This window comes from Gilliamella sp. LMG 34360 (assembly GCF_984568995.1).
Genome location: NZ_OZ474900.1, coordinates 1,413,787 through 1,432,025 on the forward strand (window position 1 = coordinate 1,413,787; position 18,239 = coordinate 1,432,025).

16 protein-coding genes are annotated in these 18,239 nt (G+C 34.5%); 11 read left to right on the forward strand and 5 right to left on the reverse strand.

All coding sequences use genetic code 11. The annotated features are described in order from the left end of the window. Nucleotides 1–3: 3 nt before the first annotated feature. Nucleotides 4–429 carry a PTS sugar transporter subunit IIA gene (locus AC5LW9_RS06300; RefSeq protein WP_493456536.1) on the reverse strand — a complete coding sequence of 142 codons (426 nt, stop codon included), beginning with the start codon at nucleotides 427–429 and terminating at the stop codon, nucleotides 4–6. Between the two features lie 191 nt (nucleotides 430–620). On the opposite strand from AC5LW9_RS06300, the gene deoC reads away from it, so the two are divergent. After that, nucleotides 621–1,331, forward strand: coding sequence for a deoxyribose-phosphate aldolase (gene deoC / locus AC5LW9_RS06305; RefSeq protein WP_493456537.1), 711 nt, complete (start codon nucleotides 621–623; stop codon nucleotides 1,329–1,331). 100 nt (nucleotides 1,332–1,431) lie between these two features. Here the strand turns inward: deoC and AC5LW9_RS06310 are convergent, their stop codons facing one another. The 3 genes from AC5LW9_RS06310 to AC5LW9_RS06320 form a co-directional block, all read right to left on the reverse strand. Then, entirely contained in the window at nucleotides 1,432–2,142 is a 711-nt protein-coding gene (locus AC5LW9_RS06310) for a GntR family transcriptional regulator (protein WP_493456538.1), read from the reverse strand. Between the two features lie 457 nt (nucleotides 2,143–2,599). Beyond that, nucleotides 2,600–3,787, reverse strand: a complete 1,188-nt coding sequence (gene manA, locus AC5LW9_RS06315; protein ID WP_493456539.1) for a mannose-6-phosphate isomerase, class I — start codon at nucleotides 3,785–3,787, stop codon at nucleotides 2,600–2,602. A gap of 171 nt (nucleotides 3,788–3,958) precedes the next feature. Continuing rightward, a complete protein-coding gene (locus tag AC5LW9_RS06320) occupies nucleotides 3,959–5,143 on the reverse strand; it encodes a carbohydrate porin (protein ID WP_493456540.1) in 1,185 nt (394 codons plus the stop codon). Nucleotides 5,144–5,492: 349 nt separating this feature from the next. Between AC5LW9_RS06320 and prfA the strand changes: the two genes are divergently transcribed. From prfA to AC5LW9_RS06345, 5 genes are all read left to right on the forward strand, one after another. Then, on the forward strand, nucleotides 5,493–6,578 hold the full coding sequence (gene prfA, locus AC5LW9_RS06325; RefSeq protein ID WP_039126855.1) for a peptide chain release factor 1: 1,086 nt from the start codon (nucleotides 5,493–5,495) through the stop codon (nucleotides 6,576–6,578). Then, nucleotides 6,575–7,411 carry a peptide chain release factor N(5)-glutamine methyltransferase gene (gene prmC / locus AC5LW9_RS06330; RefSeq protein WP_039126859.1) on the forward strand — a complete coding sequence of 279 codons (837 nt, stop codon included), beginning with the start codon at nucleotides 6,575–6,577 and terminating at the stop codon, nucleotides 7,409–7,411. Before prfA ends, prmC begins: the two co-directional genes overlap by 4 nt. A 16-nt stretch (nucleotides 7,412–7,427) precedes the next feature. After that, on the forward strand, nucleotides 7,428–8,282 hold the full coding sequence (gene kdsA, locus AC5LW9_RS06335) for a 3-deoxy-8-phosphooctulonate synthase (RefSeq protein ID WP_086308427.1): 855 nt from the start codon (nucleotides 7,428–7,430) through the stop codon (nucleotides 8,280–8,282). Nucleotides 8,283–8,737: 455 nt separating this feature from the next. Further along, complete coding sequence (locus AC5LW9_RS06340) at nucleotides 8,738–10,153, forward strand: ChiP family protein (RefSeq protein ID WP_493456541.1); 1,416 nt, start codon at nucleotides 8,738–8,740, stop codon at nucleotides 10,151–10,153. A 9-nt stretch (nucleotides 10,154–10,162) separates the two neighbouring features. Then, nucleotides 10,163–12,841 (forward strand): beta-N-acetylhexosaminidase, encoded by a 2,679-nt coding sequence (locus AC5LW9_RS06345; protein WP_493456542.1) that lies wholly within the window; start codon nucleotides 10,163–10,165, stop codon nucleotides 12,839–12,841. An 87-nt stretch (nucleotides 12,842–12,928) separates the two neighbouring features. On the opposite strand, the gene rraB is transcribed toward AC5LW9_RS06345, so the two are convergent. Further along, nucleotides 12,929–13,324 carry a ribonuclease E inhibitor RraB gene (gene rraB, locus AC5LW9_RS06350; RefSeq protein ID WP_039126862.1) on the reverse strand — a complete coding sequence of 132 codons (396 nt, stop codon included), beginning with the start codon at nucleotides 13,322–13,324 and terminating at the stop codon, nucleotides 12,929–12,931. Between the two features lie 71 nt (nucleotides 13,325–13,395). Between rraB and rnm the strand changes: the two genes are divergently transcribed. From rnm to AC5LW9_RS06375, 5 genes are all read left to right on the forward strand, one after another. After that, the gene (gene rnm / locus AC5LW9_RS06355) at nucleotides 13,396–14,229 is read left to right on the forward strand and encodes an RNase RNM (RefSeq protein WP_493456543.1); all 834 of its coding nucleotides are present in this window, start codon (nucleotides 13,396–13,398) and stop codon (nucleotides 14,227–14,229) included. A gap of 45 nt (nucleotides 14,230–14,274) precedes the next feature. Continuing rightward, nucleotides 14,275–14,895, forward strand: a complete 621-nt coding sequence (locus AC5LW9_RS06360) for an L-threonylcarbamoyladenylate synthase (protein WP_039126866.1) — start codon at nucleotides 14,275–14,277, stop codon at nucleotides 14,893–14,895. A 21-nt stretch (nucleotides 14,896–14,916) separates the two neighbouring features. Beyond that, on the forward strand, nucleotides 14,917–15,438 hold the full coding sequence (locus AC5LW9_RS06365; protein WP_198236213.1) for a DUF3592 domain-containing protein: 522 nt from the start codon (nucleotides 14,917–14,919) through the stop codon (nucleotides 15,436–15,438). Between the two features lie 175 nt (nucleotides 15,439–15,613). Further along, on the forward strand, nucleotides 15,614–16,504 hold the full coding sequence (gene rluB, locus AC5LW9_RS06370) for a 23S rRNA pseudouridine(2605) synthase RluB (RefSeq protein ID WP_039126869.1): 891 nt from the start codon (nucleotides 15,614–15,616) through the stop codon (nucleotides 16,502–16,504). A 263-nt stretch (nucleotides 16,505–16,767) separates the two neighbouring features. Beyond that, a complete protein-coding gene (locus AC5LW9_RS06375; RefSeq protein ID WP_493456544.1) occupies nucleotides 16,768–18,159 on the forward strand; it encodes a hypothetical protein in 1,392 nt (463 codons plus the stop codon). Nucleotides 18,160–18,239 lie beyond the last annotated feature (80 nt).

Sequence of the window (18,239 nt, forward strand, 5' to 3'; positions counted from 1 at the left end):
CTTTTAAAAATCCAAATCGTTATTGTTCGTTATTGCTGTTGGTGCAAGTGAAATAGCGTCTTGACCTGCTTGCAAAATTGAATCAAGTAATGCGTGAATATCTGATACATCTTCAGATGCGGTACCTGCTTGAATCAACATTGGTAAATTTAATCCTGAGATTAAAAATACTTTTTTATCAGGGTTAGCGAGCAGATAACGAAATGTTTCGTTATAGGGCGTTCCCCCCATAATGTCACTTAACACAATGACAAATTCATTTGATGTTAGTAAACTATCTAGAACGTTATTTAGTCTTACTGAAAAGTCACTAATCCCTTTCTCATCAAGTTTCACTACCGTAAAATGTGATGTATCCCCAGCAATCATTGCATAGCTTATTAAAATGCCTTCACATAAATCTCCATGTGAAGTGATCACTATTTTCATTATTTTTCACCCTCCCTTAAAACCACTTTTATTAAATATATATTTACATATTGATTTTTTTATAACAAATAAATTATGTTTTATTTTTTGAAATGTGAGATATCTATCACATTTTCAAGGCTATTATTATTGACAATACTATTAATGTTTTTAATATATGTTTTTACATATATAAATTAAAAGGTGGAATTATGAATAAATATTCTTTGATACAATTAAGCCAACTTATTGATCACACTAACTTAAAACCTGATGCGACCAAAGTCATGATGGAAAAATTATGTCAGGAAGCAAAAAACTATCATTTTAAAATGGTGGCAATCAATCAGGTTCAGTCACAGCTTTGTGCGCAGCTATTGAAAGGAACGGGGGTTGATATCGGTGCAGCCATCGCTTTTCCTTTAGGACAAACGACTATTGCTTCGAAATGTTTTGAAACTCAAAATGCTATTGAAAATGGTGCAACCGAAATTGATTATGTAATTAATATCTCCGAGTTAAAAGCTGGAAATTTACAATATATTGAAGATGAAATGACGCAAATAGTTAAAATTTGTCGACAACATAATGTGGTATCGAAAGTTATTTTTGAAAACTGTTATTTAACCGATGAAGAAAAGATCGCACTTTGTAAAATTGCGGTTAAAGTTAAACCTGATTTTATAAAAACTTCTACTGGATTTGGCACTTCAGGCGCTACTGTCGAGGATGTTAAATTAATGAAAAATCAGGTAGGTGATGCAGTTAAAGTTAAAGCGGCTGGTGGAATACGCAGTGCCGATACTTTCAAAAAAATGATTGCAGCAGGTGCACAACGAATTGGTACCAGTTCAGGCATAGCTATTATTGATGAGCTAAAACAGGAGTTAGTAGCAAGTAATAAAGAAACGATGGAGCTTTAATCATCAATTTATTTAAATACTATCTGTCTTGATGATGATTATCCTCGCAAATAACTAAATTGCGAGGATAATTTTTTTGCATTAATTTGTTAAATGTGAGTTAACTTGCATGATTTAGTTCAAATACAAAAGAGTTAATATCACCACGGTATTTGGAAATTGAGTACTCAATGGGGATCCGATCGTGAGTGAAAGCAATGGAATGGAAATAAAAAATCGGATCGCCTGCTTCTATATCCAATAGATCACCTGTGGTTTCGTCGGCTTTTAATACTTCAAGTTTACGGCGAATCTGTAAAATAGGAAAGTCCATCTTTTGTAATACTGAATACAGTTTTTCCTGAGTAAAATCATTATTGATGAAATTAGGTAAAAGTTTGGCGGGCAAATAAGTGGTAACTAATACCACAGGTTTACTTTCTGCATAGCGCAGGCGAACGAGCTTGTAGACATCTTCATACTCATTTATCTGCAAATTATTGGCAATATCAGCATTAGCTTTATCCAGCTTAAATGTAAGTACTTTAGTTTTAGGATGAAGTCCTTTCCGATTCATCTCGGAATCATAACTTTCAATAATGTGGGTGAATTCTTGACTGATCTTCTGTTGTTTAACAATCGTGCCTCGGCGTTTTCGACGTTCAAGGTAACCATCATTAACTAACTGCTGAATTGCTTGACGCACTGTTGGTCTACTGACTTGATAGATTTCAGTCAGTTCACATTCTTTCGGTATTAACTGCCCTTGTGGATAGACGCCTGACTGTATTTTTTTTAATAGATCTTGTTGAATAGTCAAATGACGTGGCATTTTATTAATATGATTCATAATGATAGTAGTTTATTTGTTATGTTGCTACATATTAGTCGAAAGATTTTATTATGTAAAATTATTATCATAATTATCTTCGGTTTATTGTTGAAAAAGAGTAATAAAAGATTGTTTGATGATGCTAATGGTTCATTATTCTTGGCTAACACGAAAAGTCCGTGACACGATTTAACGATAATAAATTCGCTAAATCTGTCAAAAAGTTTCAGGTTAACCATACGTTTGAGTATAAAAAAGAGAAGCGATTTATTGATTCGAAACGTTAGTTAACACACTTAAGATTTGATGGCTAATGCATTAAATGTCATAAGCGACAAAATCTGAAACCTTTCGAATCATGATAATTTATGACACGATTTAATGATAATTAAGTCGCCAAATTTGTCAAAAAGTTTCAGGTTAACTATACGTTTGAGTATAAAAAGAGACATATCTTTTAATTTGAAACTTTTGCTAATACGCCTTGACCTTGATAACGATAAATTCTTGTATTATAGGCGACAAAAGCTGATTCACCTTTAATCAGTGTTAGTGTTACCGATTTTGATGTTAAAGTGATATTGCCCTCAATGCAAAATAGTATCTGCGGACTGGTTACCTTTTCATCTCTTGGTTGATTATCACTTTCAATAATTTCAAATTTAAAATCATCAACGGGAACAGGAAAATCAATTTTATTTTGATGAATAACAGGCGGAGTTAATAACTTATCTAAACTAAGACTATTAAACTGAGTATTTTTCAATAATTCATCGACATCTAAATGCTTATTGGTCAAACCTGCCCGTAATACATTATCCGAGCTTGCCATCACTTCAAGTCCAGTACCACTTAAATAAGCATGTGGTGTTTGGGCGGATAAAAACATGGCTTGCGTTGGTTGCAGTTCAATAACATTTAAGATTAATGGCATAAATACCCCAATATCATTTGGATAATCCTTAGCAAGTGTTTTAATGGTCAAATAAGGCTCGTTTGAAAACGGTTCAATATTAGTTAACAATTGGTTAATTGCTTGCTCTTTTCTTTCTGGAGATAGTGTTAGCAATGCCTGAAAAAATAGTTTTAATTGTTGTTCATTTGCATCATTTTGCAATTGTTCAAATTCTTTGCTTAATGCCGTAACATTAATTTCCTTAAACAACTGCAAAATTTCCGCTATAGGGCGAAAAGAGCGCAGGGCTTTAAAAGGTGTTAGAGCATAAATCAGCTCTGGTTTGTGGTTAGGATCTTTATAATTGCGCTTAGGATCATCTAAAGCGATACCTAATTGATTCTCTTTTGCAAAACCTTGTTCGGCATTTAACTTAGTTGGGTGTACTTGTATCGATAATGCTTTATTTGCTGATAGTACTTTAAATAAGTAGGGAAGAGCAGAATATTGTTGATGAGTTTTAGCACCTAACGTTTCTAAAGGATGTTTTTTAATAAGATCATCAAGTCTGATTTTTTTATGATGATTATCGATAGCCAATGAACATCCCATTGGGTGAGCGCCCATCCAGATTTCAGCAATAGGTTTTTTCGTTGGATTTTTGATAGCAAACAATCTTGGAATATCATCAATACTTCCCCAATCGTAATTTTTAACACTATTTTCAAGTTTCCATATGGTTTGGTGCATAAATTTGATCCTCTAGTTTTTCAGTTATATCCATACTATTTAATACTTGTTATAGGCTACTATACTCTTAGTAATCATCAATGCATAACCTAAAAACAAACCAATATATTGCAATAAATTGGTTTGTTTTAGAAGTCATATTACTGTTCGCTTTGTATTACTGGCGATTAATTAATAAAAATATTTAAATCTTATACGAGCACCGTATCGATCATCAGTATTATCACCATGTGATTTATTTCTATCTAATAATGACCAATAAGCACCTAAATAAATATTAAAATTATCCATATCCAATACATTATCAATCAAATAAGAGGCATTAACGGTGTGAATTTTATATTTGCCTTTGCTATTAATATGCCCATCTTTGATTTTATTTTCTGGATTAAATTTTTTAATATTATTGTTGGCATAGTAGTAACCTAGCCCGACTTTTTCCCAGATGATATCGGCACCGATGGTCATGTCATTTTCATCTTTGGCACTCATATAAGCAAAACTGGTATTGATTTTGAGTCCTTTGTTTACCGCACCCCAATCACCTTCACTGTTCCAAGAAAAAGTTGCGCCATAACCAGTACGCTGTGATTGATCGCGGAATTTACCATTTTTGTCGTAATACCCATACGCGTTTTTTACCACATTGGTTTCAGCTGCGATGGCGGTTGAAAAACTATTATTTTTCCATGATAAAACGGGGCGAACATAAACTACATTTTTCTTTTTCTCAATGTCATAACCGTGATAGGTCGATTTATTAAACATTTTTTCGCCATTATTGACTAATGCATTGACTTCAAAATTGAAATTATTCAAAAAAGGCTTATTTAATTGGATGCTACCACCGTTTTTACTGCGTCCGCGACCTTCTTTCATCATATAAATATAGCCAAAACCATCTTCATAGATATCATTAGCCGTATTGCCTGAATATTCAATAAAAGTATCTTGACCAAGAGGAAACATATCATAGGCTTCGTAACGTCCTACTTTGATGCTCCATTCTTGTTTTTGTCCAAAATAAAAAGCCGCATCATCCAAATTCATATCTCCACCCAGATCAGCCAGTGGTTGTACCACAAAACCCGCAAAATTTTGACCATTTATTTCGCGATACCCATCTAAACCTATCAAAATTCGACCATTAATATCCCAGCGATCTTTATCAGCAGGTTTATTTTTTTTCTCGGCGCTTTCTTTTAGTGAACTAAGTTGTTGCTTGCTACTTGCAGCATCAACATTTATTTCAACATCGCCATAGAGTTTAAGTTTGCCTTGTGGGGTATCCCACTCAATTGCAGCATTAGCCATTGAACTCAACCCTATTAAACTGAATATAACTATTTTTTTCATAAAACTAATCCTCAACCGTTTTATATTATTTCATTATTTTGTTGAATGTATGCGATAACATTATATTTTGAAAAATAGTGTCAATTATTTTTTATGTAACTACTTAAAAAATAATAAATGATATCTTTTACATTTAAGATGTTATAGGTTGACGGGTATTTTTTAAACTTCAAAAATCTATTTATGTGACAGGTGTAACATTTTTAATTTTAATTTATCGCAGATTCTTAATGTTGAGGTTAACAAAAATGTTCAAGCAATATGAAGATGAGCCTAAGCTATATTTTACGAGTGATTAAGTATATAATGATAAGCATATCCTATTAATTTAAGTTAAAGTTATATATCTATGAAATCTTCAATTATCAGTAAGTTAGAAACTTTGCAAGAACGCTATGAAGAAGTTCAAGCATTATTATCTGACCCTTCGGTAATCGCCGATCAAAATCGCTTTCGTACACTTTCTAAAGAATATGCACAATTAGGTGGTGTAGTGAAGTGTTTTGCTAGCTGGAAGCAAACTCAAGAAAATATTGAAACCGCTAAAATGATGCTTTCTGATCCAGAAATGAGTGAAATGGCTCAAGAAGAGCTGAATGAAGCATTAGGACAAGTGGAAGAACAAGAAAGACAGTTACAGGTATTATTATTACCAAAAGATCCGAATGATGATTATAACTGTTTTGTCGAAGTTCGCGCAGGAACCGGCGGGGATGAAGCGGCGATTTTTGCGGGTGATTTAGCTAGAATGTATACCCGTTATGCTGAATCACGTCGTTGGCGAGTTGAAATAATGAGCTCGAATGAGGGTGAGCATGGTGGCTATAAAGAAGTGATTATGCTAATTAGTGGCGATGGCGTCTACGGTAACTTAAAATTTGAATCGGGTGGTCATCGCGTTCAACGTGTGCCCGAAACAGAGTCTCAAGGACGTATTCATACTTCTGCGTGTACTGTTGCTGTTTTACCAGAAATCCCTGAAGCGGAAATGCCTGAAATCAATCCAGCCGATTTAAAAATCGATACTTATCGTTCATCGGGTGCGGGTGGTCAACACGTTAATACTACCGATTCAGCTATTCGTATTACCCACTTGCCAACGGGAATTGTTGTTGAGTGTCAAGATGAACGTTCACAACATAAAAATAAAGCCAAAGCCATGTCTGTATTGGCTGCTCGTATTCAGGATGCTGAAATACGTAAACGTCAGCAAGAAGAAGCGTCAACTCGGCGTAATCTTTTAGGTTCTGGCGATCGCTCAGATAGAATTAGAACCTATAACTATCCACAAGGGCGAGTGACCGATCATCGAATCAACCTGACTATCTATCGCTTAGACGAAGTAATGGAAGGTAAACTAGAAATGTTAATCGATCCAATTGTACAAGAATATCAAGCAGACCAACTTGCAGCTTTATCGGAACAGGATGAATGACATATTTAGAATGGCTTAAGGGCGCTTCACAAACATTAATTGATAGTGAAAGTCCTAAGCGTGATGCCGAAATTTTATTAAGTTTTGTCACACATAAAACACGCACATTTTTAATGGCATTTAGCGAAACCAAATTAACCGATGATGAGCTAATTGCCTTAGATAGAAATTTGAAACGTCGCCAAGCCGGTGAGCCTATCGCTTATATTACGGGTGAAAAAGAATTTTGGTCTTTGAAGTTTAATGTGTCAAACGCGACGTTAATTCCAAGACCCGATACTGAAAAATTGGTTGAGCTTAGTTTAGAATATTTACCTAAAGTACCGTGTGAAGTGTTAGATCTTGGTACTGGTACTGGTGCCATAGCTATTGCTATGGCAACTGAACGTCCAGATTGTTTATTTACTGGCGTTGAAAAAAATAATGACGCTTTAAATTTAGCTCAGAAAAATGCCAATCAGATTGGGGTTAATAACGTCTATTTTTTAAAAGGTGATTGGTATAAACCAATAAAAAACCGTAAATTCTCAATGATAACCAGTAATCCGCCTTATATCGAACCCACAGATATTCATTTATCGCAAGGCGATGTTCGATTCGAACCGAAAAGCGCCTTAGTATCTGAAGATGAGGGTTTAGCTGATATTAAATTGATTGTTCAAGGTGCAACGAAACATCTAAATCAATATGGCTGGCTACTCATCGAACATGGCTGGAAACAAGGCGAAGCCGTACAGACCATTTTTAAACAACACGGATTTCAATTAGTTGAAACTTTCACCGACTATAGTGGCAATGATAGGGTTACGCTCGGTCGCTGGTTTAAACCTTAACAAGGATAATTTTATGATGAAACAAAAAAGAGTAAACGTCGGTGATATTACCGTAGCCAATGATCTACCATTTGTGTTATTTGGTGGTATGAACGTACTTGAATCACGTGATTTGGCTATGAAAATTTGTGAACATTATGTCACTGTAACGGATAAATTAAATATCCCTTATATTTTCAAAGCATCTTTTGACAAAGCCAATCGATCATCAATTCACTCGTATCGTGGACCCGGTTTAGAAGAAGGGTTAAAAATCTTCCAAGAACTTAAACAGCAGTTTGGCATAAAAATCATTACTGATGTTCACACTGAAGAGCAATGTCAACCCGTCGCTGATGTGGTTGATGTCATTCAATTACCAGCCTTTTTAGCCAGACAAACGGATCTAGTGGTTGCAATGGCAAAAACAGGTGCAGTGATTAATGTTAAAAAACCACAATTTGTCAGCCCGGGTCAAATGGGGAATATTGTGGAAAAATTCGAAGAAGCGGGTAACAACAAAGTGATTCTTTGTGATCGCGGTAGCTGTTTTGGTTATGACAATTTAGTCGTTGATATGCTTGGTTTTAATATCATGAAAAAAGCCAGCAAAGGCTCACCGGTGATTTTTGATGTTACTCATGCTCTCCAATGTCGTGACCCTATGGGTGCAGCCTCTGGCGGACGACGAGGTCAAGTGACTGAACTTGCCCGTTCAGGTATGGCGGTAGGTATAGCTGGACTATTTTTAGAATCACATCCTGATCCAAATCACGCAAAATGTGATGGCCCGTCAGCATTACCATTAGCGAAACTGGAACCTTTCTTAAAACAGATGAAAGCGATTGATGAACTCGTAAAAAGTTTCGAAGAAATTGATACTGAAAGTTAATCTAATTCTATATTAAATTTCAATTTTAAAGATAAGGGAAATGCTGAGCATTTCTCTTTTTTTTTGCCTTACATTCCAAACCCGCCTTAACAAAAATCATGTTGATAATTTAATCTATCATAATAGTATAAATTATTTATTTAACCTGTTTTATCTCAATACATCATTATTTTTTAAAATAAAAAAAGTGAACTTTTTTTCAACTAAAATCATTCAAAATTAGATCTTTTTAGTGATTAGGATCACGAATTTAAATTATTTAATTTGCTAACTAAAATATGTTTATGCATTATAAAAATAGACATTTAGCTTCTTTTTTGGTTTAGCAAAGCTTTTTAAAAGTGTTAATGAAAACGTATAAAATAAAAATGGATTCAATTTTGAGTTAAATAACGAGATCTTCTAACGAAGAATTGCTATTTAAATTAAACGGAATCGTTTTAAGGAAATAAATTATGAACCACTATAATAAATTAAACATTCCTCGTTCTTTGAGTTGTTTGACTAAACTCATCCTATCTTTGACCGTGTTAACCAGTGTTACACCCGTTTATGCTGCTTATGAAAGTAATTTTGTTGATGATTCATCACTCACTGGCAATGTATTTTTCTGGAACCGTGATCGTGAAAGAAAAAATATCGATGAACATAAATATGAAAAAAACCTTAGGCACTCATCATTTAACACAAATTTAGATTTCAAGTCTGGTTATATTGCTGATCGATTTGCGATTGAATTAGGCGGTTATGGCGCTTGGGAAGTGAGTAACGGTGGTAATGGACATCCTAATGAAATCGGTTTTAGTGGCGCCAATACTCGATGGGGTGAAGATTGGAAAAAAGATGTCAGTGGACTAAGTTTTTATAAAGCATTAGTTAATTTTAAACTCGACGATAAATTTTGGCTCAGAGCAGGGTATATCCAACCATCAGGTCAAACTTTACTTGCTCCACATTGGAGTTTATTACCGGGCACTTATCGAGGCGTAGAGTTTGGTACTTTGCTTGATTTCGATGATGCGGGCGCGTTATCCATGTCTTATATGTGGACAGATAAATATAAAGCACCTTGGTATAAGCGACTTTATGAATTTAAACAATGGGGCAAAGGGAAAAAAATTGATTACCTCCATTCTGCTGGTTTGAAATATGACTTTAAAAACGATTTTGTGATAGAAAGTGCTTTCGGTCAGGCACAAAATTATATGAACCAATTTTTTGGTAAAGCCTCATATAAAACAGATGTATTTAATAACCCACTGACTATGAGCTACCAATTTTATGGCGCTAAAGATCAGTCTCACAAAGGTAAAAATGTTTATGATGGCTTAGCATGGTTGCAGGCCGCTACCTTAGGTTATCAAATGGGGCCTGTTGGTTTACGCCTCGAAGGTGTTGTTGTTAAAGCAGAAGGGGAGCAAGGATTCTTTTTGCAACGTATGACGCCTGATTATGCTTCTTCAAATGGTCGATTAGATATCTGGTGGAATTCTCGCTCTGACTTCAATGCCAATGGTGAAAAAGCGCTATTTGCAGAAATCACTTATGATTTAGGGGATTTATCAAATTACTTAACAGGGTGGAGAACAGGTGCTTCTTATGCTTATGGTTGGGATGCAAAACCAAGCACAAACAAACAATTTAATCAGAAAAAACGTTTAATTGAATCAGCATATAACTTTGATTTAGGTTATACCGTACAAAATGGTTGGATAAAAGATACCTCTTTGCAACTTCATTTTACCAAATATAACAATCACACCAATATCCCAAGTTGGGGAGGTGGATATGGCAATATCTTCCAAGATGAACGCGATATCAAATTTATTGTTACTGTACCTTTCACCGTTTTCAATGCTAAACAAAAATAGGTAATCGTCATGAAAAAGTTTAAATCAGCTATTATTGCTACATCCATAGCAACATTATTAAGTATGGGAGCAACACAATCTGCTAGTGCTTCACAAAAAATTGTAGATACCATGAGTTCACAATTACGCCTAAATTATCAAATCGTGGATAATGATGCTGTAAATCATGGAATAGATTGTGCGGCATTGGGTGCAGATTGGGCATCATGTAACAAAGTGACCTTAACCCTTAAAAATACAGGGTCTGCGATTACTGACAAAGATTGGGCAATCTATTTTCATAATATTCGAATGATCTTAGCGGTAAACAATGATCAATTTAAAATTACCCATGTCACCGGTGACCTACACAAGCTTGAACCAACGGAGAAATTCGAAAATATTCCCGCAAATGCTGTTGTGACTATTCCGATCATTGGTGAATATTGGCAAATCAGTGAAAGTGATGTTATGCCTAGATGGTATGTGACCTCATCAAAAGCTGAACCAAAAGTGATTGCCAATACCGATACCGATTCTGATAATCTCTCTGCATTTGTAAAACCATTAGGCGAACAATGGAAAATCTCGCCAAATGATCATAATGTTTTAATGACGCCTGAAAATCGTTATCAACGCAACAAAGATATACAAGAAATTAACGAAGAGTTGTTAAAAGGGCAAATTTTACCGACTCCATCCAAACTTACTGTTGGTAAAGAGACGATTACCCTAAATGAAAATGGCGTTAATTTAGTGCTTAATCACTTATCAAAAGAGAGTAAATCAGTATTAGAGGAACATTTTAGAAAATTAGAGATTGCTGTTAGCAGTAAAGGTTTTAACATTAATGCTTCAATTGATAAAAATGCATTTAAAAAAGGTGTAAAAGGGAGTTATAAATTAGAGATAACGCCTCAAGGAGCAACCATTTTAGCCTTTGATGAAAGCGGAATTTTTTATGGTGTAGAATCGATATTATCAGTAATACATGCTAAAAACCCTCAAGTTATACCTACACTTTCAGCCGAGGACGCTCCTCGATTTGAATATCGAGGAATGATGTTAGATACTGGTCGAAACTTTAAAAGTAAAGAAGCGGTATTACAGTTACTTGATACGATGTCAAAATATAAAATGAATAAATTTCATTTCCATTTAAGTGATGATGAAGGTTGGCGAATTGAAATTCCGGGTTTACCTGAATTGACCGAATTTGGGAGCAAACGCTGTCATGATCTGAGTGAGACAAAATGCTTATTACCACAACTCGGATCGGGTCCAAATAGCAACAATAGTGGCAGTGGATACTTTACACGAAATGATTATATTGAAATAGTGAAGTATGCAAATGCTCGATTTATTGAAGTCATCCCAGAAATAGATATGCCTGCACATGCTAGAGCGGCGATTATGTCGATGGAAGTGAGATATCAACGCCTAATGAATAAAGGTAAAGAACAACAAGCTAATGAATATCGATTAGTCGATCCAACCGATACATCAAATACGACCACAGTACAATTTTACAATCGACAAAGTTATCTTAATCCGTGTTTAGATTCTTCGAAAAAATTTGTAAATAAAGTCATTAGTGAAATAGCCAAAATGCATGCTGAAGCTAAACAACCAATTTCAACTTGGCATTTTGGTGGTGATGAGGCGAAAAATATTCATTTTGGTAATGGCTACCAAGATATTAATGCCGCTCAAAAAGAGGCGGGTAAAGGTTTAATTGATCAAAGTATTGAAGATCATCCATGGGCAAAATCACAAGCTTGCCAAACCTTTGTTAACAAAGGGGTTGTTAAAAACATTGAACATCTACCAAGTCATTTTGCTGTCGAAGTGAGTAAAATCATTAAAAACAACGGAATTAATCGCATGCAAGTATGGCAAGATGGCGTAAAATTCGCAACCGATGCCAAATCTTTTGCCACCGATGAAGTGATTGTCAATTTCTGGGATAGTTTGTATTGGGGGGGATATGATTCAGTAAATGAATTCGCCAATAAAGGCTATAAAGTTATTGTATCTAACCCTGATTATGTCTATTTAGATATGCCTTACGAAGTTAATCCAAAAGAAAGTGGTTACTATTGGGCTTCTCGTTTCAATGATGAACGCAAAATATTCAGTTTTGCGCCCGATAACTTACCACAGAATGCAGAAACATCGTTTGATCGTAATGGTGATGCATTTGCTGCAAAAGGCACCATGAATTGGCCGGGCGCATACGGATTATCCGCTCAAATTTGGACTGAAAATATTCGCACAGATGATAAAATGGCTTACATGGCTTATCCTCGATTGCTCAGTGTTGCAGAGCGTGCATGGCATAAAGCCGATTGGGAGACAAATTATCAAAAAGATCGCCAATTCCAACAAGGCGAAACCCATTATGTTGATCAGCAAAAGCTTTTCAATGATTGGAATCAATTTGCCAATTTAATCGGTCAACGAGAATTAGCTAAATTAGATGCAGCTTCAATTAATTATCGTCTACCTGTCCCGGGTGCGAAGATTGAAAATGGTAAATTGATCGCGAACATCGTCTTCCCTGGTTTAAGTATTGAATATTCAATTGATAAAGGTAATCAGTGGCAACGCTATCAAGGTCCTACTGCCATTAAGAAAGGTGAAAGTGTCATTATTCGTAGCGTCTCGCCAAATAAACAAAGGACCAGTCGCATTGAAATTGTGAAATAAATTAATATTAATCATTATTCTTATCCGTTATTTAACGGATAAGAATAAATAATCGATAAAACAAATAGATTAAAAATATCACCCCTATTAATGAAGCGTTTCCATATTATCATCAACTTCATTAAAATCATCACTGCCATCTTCAAAATAGGTTCCCCAACCATCATAATTGACACCAAATTGGTTAGTTAATGTGATGATTTCCGCTATTTGGGCATTAATTAATTCTGCATTAAGTGGACTTTCAGCCACAATATCAAACCCGATAACAACATTGCCAGTATCATCTACATCTTCATCAGGGTCGGTAGCTTCATAACCTAATTTATAAGCTTCTACGGCGACTTTTTCAAGTAGATCAAAATTTTGTGATGAGATATGATGTTCAATAATATAAAGCGCATGAGGATCGCTGCCATCTTCTAATAGTTCTTCAATAATAGCGTTAGTATCTTGTTGAGCAAGCATAATTTGATCTTTCATAATTTACCTTTTAGTGGTCATGCAATTTGTGTGGTATATTACACGTTTAAAAATAATTTTCGAGAAAAAAAGTGATCGTTGATTTACATTCGCATACAACTGCGTCAGATGGCATATTGACACCTAGTGAACTGGTCAAAAGAGCAGCTGATAATCAAATCAGTATGTTAGCAATTACCGATCATGATACTATCAAAGGTCTGTTAGAGGCAAAAAACACGATAGAACGTGACAATTTACCCGTTAAATTAATTTATGGCGTTGAAGTGTCAACAATTTGGAAGAATAATGAAATTCATATTGTTGGATTAAATATCGATGTTGAAAATTCACCGTTGCTTGAATTGTTATCAGCCCAAGAACAAGGTCGAATTGATAGAGCAATAAGCATTGATCAAAAATTGGCGAAAGTCAGCATTGATAATGCATATCAACAAGCACAACAATTTTCGAAAGGTGATATTGTATCACGTGCCCATTTTGCCCGTTTTTTAGTGGCCAATGGTCATGTTAAAGATGTTAAACAAGCATTTAAAAAATATTTAGGCAAAAGTGGTTATGCTTATGTGCCTGCAAAATGTTGCTCTATTGGTGATGCGGTTAATGCTATTCATGCAGCAGGTGGGCAAGCAGTACTTGCTCATCCTAGTCGTTATGATTTAACGTTAACTAAATTAAAAACCTTAATTGGTGAATTTAAAGAATATGGTGGTGATGCAATGGAAGTATCACAAAGCCGGCAAACACAAGATGATTTACAACGATTGGCAAAATTAGCTAATGAATTCGGATTATTGGCATCTCAAGGTTCCGATTTTCATGATTTGGTTAATTATCTTGATTTAGGTAAAACCACGCCTTTACCAGCCAGTGTGACACCAATCTGGCATAATTGGAATGACTAAATAAAAAAACGAAACTTAACCATAACACTAATATAGAAGAAAACTATGAGCCAAACTTTTTATATTCATCCTGATAATCCACAAACAAGATTATTAGATCAAGTTGTCAAAATTTTAAATGATGGTGGCGTTATCGCTTTTCCGACAGATTCAGGTTATTCACTAGGCTGCTTGCTCGATAATAAGTATGGTGTTGATCGCATTTGCCAAATTCGCCAGCTTGATAAATATCACAACTTTACTTTAATGTGTCGCGATCTTTCGGAACTATCATCTTACGCTTTTGTTGATAACACGACTTTCCGGCTCTTGAAGAATAATACCCCCGGTAAATATGTCTTTATTTTGCAAGCCAGCAAAGAAGTACCTCGTCGATTAATGAATGAAAAACGTAAAACCATTGGTTTACGTATTCCTGATAATAAAATTGATTTAGCATTACTTGAATTGTTAGGGCAACCATTAATGACAACCACATTAATTTTACCTAATGAAGATGAAGCCCAATCCGATCCTGAAGAGATTGAAGATAAAATTGGTCATCAACTTGATGCTATTGTGCATGGCGGATACATTGGTCCGCAACCTACAACAGTAATCGACTTAACTAATGACTATCCAGATATTATTCGTCAAGGCAGTGGTGATATAAGTCCGTTTATTTAATGTAACTTTCTGTATAGATTAATGAAATATAAAATAATTAAACCTTTTGCTTTGGGAGGTATATTTTTCTATTTGTTAAGTGCTTTGTGGGCTTACCTACAAATTGGTTTTATTAATGAATCAGACTCAACAATAGGTTATGTTACAAATTTTAAATATAAATATAGTCGTTCTATAAACCAAGGTTATTATCATTATCATCGTCATCGTTTAATGTATTATCCTATTGTTACTTTTACTGATAAAAAGGATCAAAAGAGAATCTTCACTTCATCACTTGGGTCTAGTCCCAGTCCTTATGATATAGGTCAACAGGTGAAAGTTCTTTATAATGATAGCACAGCTAAAATATCGGATTTTAGGACACTTTGGTCTGGTATAATTTTTATCGCTTTTATGGGAACGATATTTAGTGCAATTGGATTTTATCTGCCTTATTTTTTGGCAAAACATTCTGAAAATTATAGAATGAATCTCTTAAACAACAAACGACATAAACGCAAACACAAATATAAAATACTTCGAAAGAATAAACGTAAATAAAATAACTATTTAGTAACATTAAAAATTTATACCTATTTTTTGTTGCAAATTGAGTAACTCAATATTCAACAAATAAAATTTACTAACTGTATCAAAATAGTAAAATCGATTTTGATATAAGTTTTCACTTAAAGTTAAACAAATATGATACCTGTGAAGGTAGCGAGAACTGCTTATGAAAAACATAAAAGATAATACTGAAAAATTACAAAAGGTACTAGCCAATTTAGGCAATGGTTCACGGCGTGAGATTGAAGCCATGATAGCGGCAGGGAAGATCAGCGTTAACGGTAAAATTGCCAATTTAGGCGATCGTGTCGATGTCAGTGCTAACCCTAAAATTCGCATCAATGGGCATTTAATTCAACTAAGAAGTAAAGAAAAAGAGATCTGCCGAGTTCTGGCTTATTATAAACCAGAGGGTGAAATTTGTTCACGTAATGATCCTCAAGGTCGAGCGACGGTATTTGAACGATTACCACGTTTAAAAAATGCACGTTGGATCAATATTGGTCGTTTAGACATCAATACGTCAGGACTTTTGTTATTTACTACTGATGGTGAATTGGCTAACCGTTTAATGCATCCAAGACATGAAATCGAACGTGAATATGCTGTGCGAGTGTTTGGTAATATTACCGATCAGCAAATTAATCAATTGCGCAAAGGTGTACAATTGGAAGACGGTCCTGCTTCATTTAATTCAATTAAAGCACAAGGTGGTGATGGCCTTAACCAATGGTTTAATGTCGTTATAACCGAAGGTCGTAATCGCGAAGTGCGTAGAATGTGGGAAGCCATCGATGTACAAGTAAGCCGCTTATTGCGTATTCGTTATGGCAACATCAACTTACCAAAAGGCTTATCACGCGGTACATGGATGGAACTAGGTATTGATTCTGTCAACTATTTACGTGAACTTGTTGGTTTACCAGCAGAAGTTAAAAGTTTTACTAAAACAACTTCATCATCGGACAAAAAAACGGTTAGACCAAAACGTATCAAATTGAATAATCCGTCTAAATCACCTCGCCGTGCTACGGCTAAAAAACCTACTCGAAAATAGAGTTATTCATCACCTCAATACATAATTTGTATTGAGGTGTGCGCCCATCAAAAAATTGATTAATGTTAAAAATATTATTTTTTACGCTTTGTTATCATCGTTGTGGTATAGAAATATAGCATTAAATGAAAAATGCTAAGTATTTTTTTTTCATAAAATCTGCAAAAATAATTAAAGGCTATTTTAATTAACGTGTAACCCATCAAACTTGTTATATTCTAAATAGTTTGATAAAGGATGAATAATTATTGAAAGGAAATATTATGCGAATAGTAATAACCATTTTTGTCATTTTTTTTCTTACCGCTTGCCATACACGTACAAGTGAGGAAGCATATAAAGAGGGAAAATATCTAGAAAGTATCAGTTTATTAACTAACAATATTGAAGAAAAAGGCCTTAAAAAGTATGACAAAGATAAAGCCGAAAAGTTACGCACTTTAGTCACTAATGTTATGGAACATTATGAAACCAATCTAGCCAATACTTCAGACACCGATTACAAAAAACGTATTGATATCTACCAAAACTTACTTAAGATGAAAATGATGCTTAGGGATCGTTTTTATAGTTCAACTGTCGATTTTTTTAATAATAAATACGATTCGGAACAATTGGAGCAAACCATTGCTAAACAATATTACGATTATGCAAATTCAATAACGGGCACAGACAGTATAAGCTATAAGAACAAAGCCAATTTATACCAACGTGGTTTAGAACGATATAATTATAAAGATATTGAAAAACGGTATCAAAACGCCAATACGAAATATATGCAGGTTGCTGCCAAAGAATACTATGATTTAGGTAAAAAATTTGCACAAGAAAAAAACTACAAAGAGGCTGCAACGGCTTTTAGTAATGCTTCACAAGTTTATCAACCACTCGGTAAATATAGAGATAGTGATAAACGAGCAATTGAAAATGACAAAAAATATTGTACGCAACAAGCCGAGGCTGCTTATCAACAAGCCCAACAACTCTCTCAAAATGCCAGAAAGCGTCACGAGTTTCGAGAGGTGGCAGATTACTTTAACAAAGCAGTAAAAGTTTACCAGCCATATGGAAAATATCGCGATGCAAAAGCATTAGCTGACACCTACCAAAAAAAGGGAATTGTTAAAGTTTACTATAATTCATCCCCATCTCAATTTACGAATGAAATTAGAGAATATATAGGCTCATATTATATTGAGTTTACCAATTACTTGAGTGAAGCAGATATTGATATACGAATTGACTACGATATTGATTTTAATGATCTTGGCAAATCAGTTAATTATGAAACAAAAACTGAACAGGTATTTGATAAATATGTCGAAGTGCCAGATAAAAAAGGGAGAATTACCAAACTCAAAAGCTATAAAGATCAGCGCTACACTATAGAAACAGAAACTCATAGCAATCAACTAACATTAACGACAAACATCATGGTTAACGGTATGTATAGCTATATTAAATCATTTAAAGTTAAAGAAACTTCCGCTAAATACAAATATGTTTATAGTGGTGATGTACCATCAAAATATCGTAACTATAGTGAAGGAAGTTTAAAATCTCAAGATGAACTTTATAAACAAGCCCAACAAGAACAACTAACCGAATTAAGGTCTAGATTAAAGGATATTGCTAATGATCTTTCTTACCTTTAATAGAAAGATTTAAAAATAGATGAAAAGTATCTTGAGGTATGTAATAGACAATTTATACCTACTTTTATTAATAAATTATA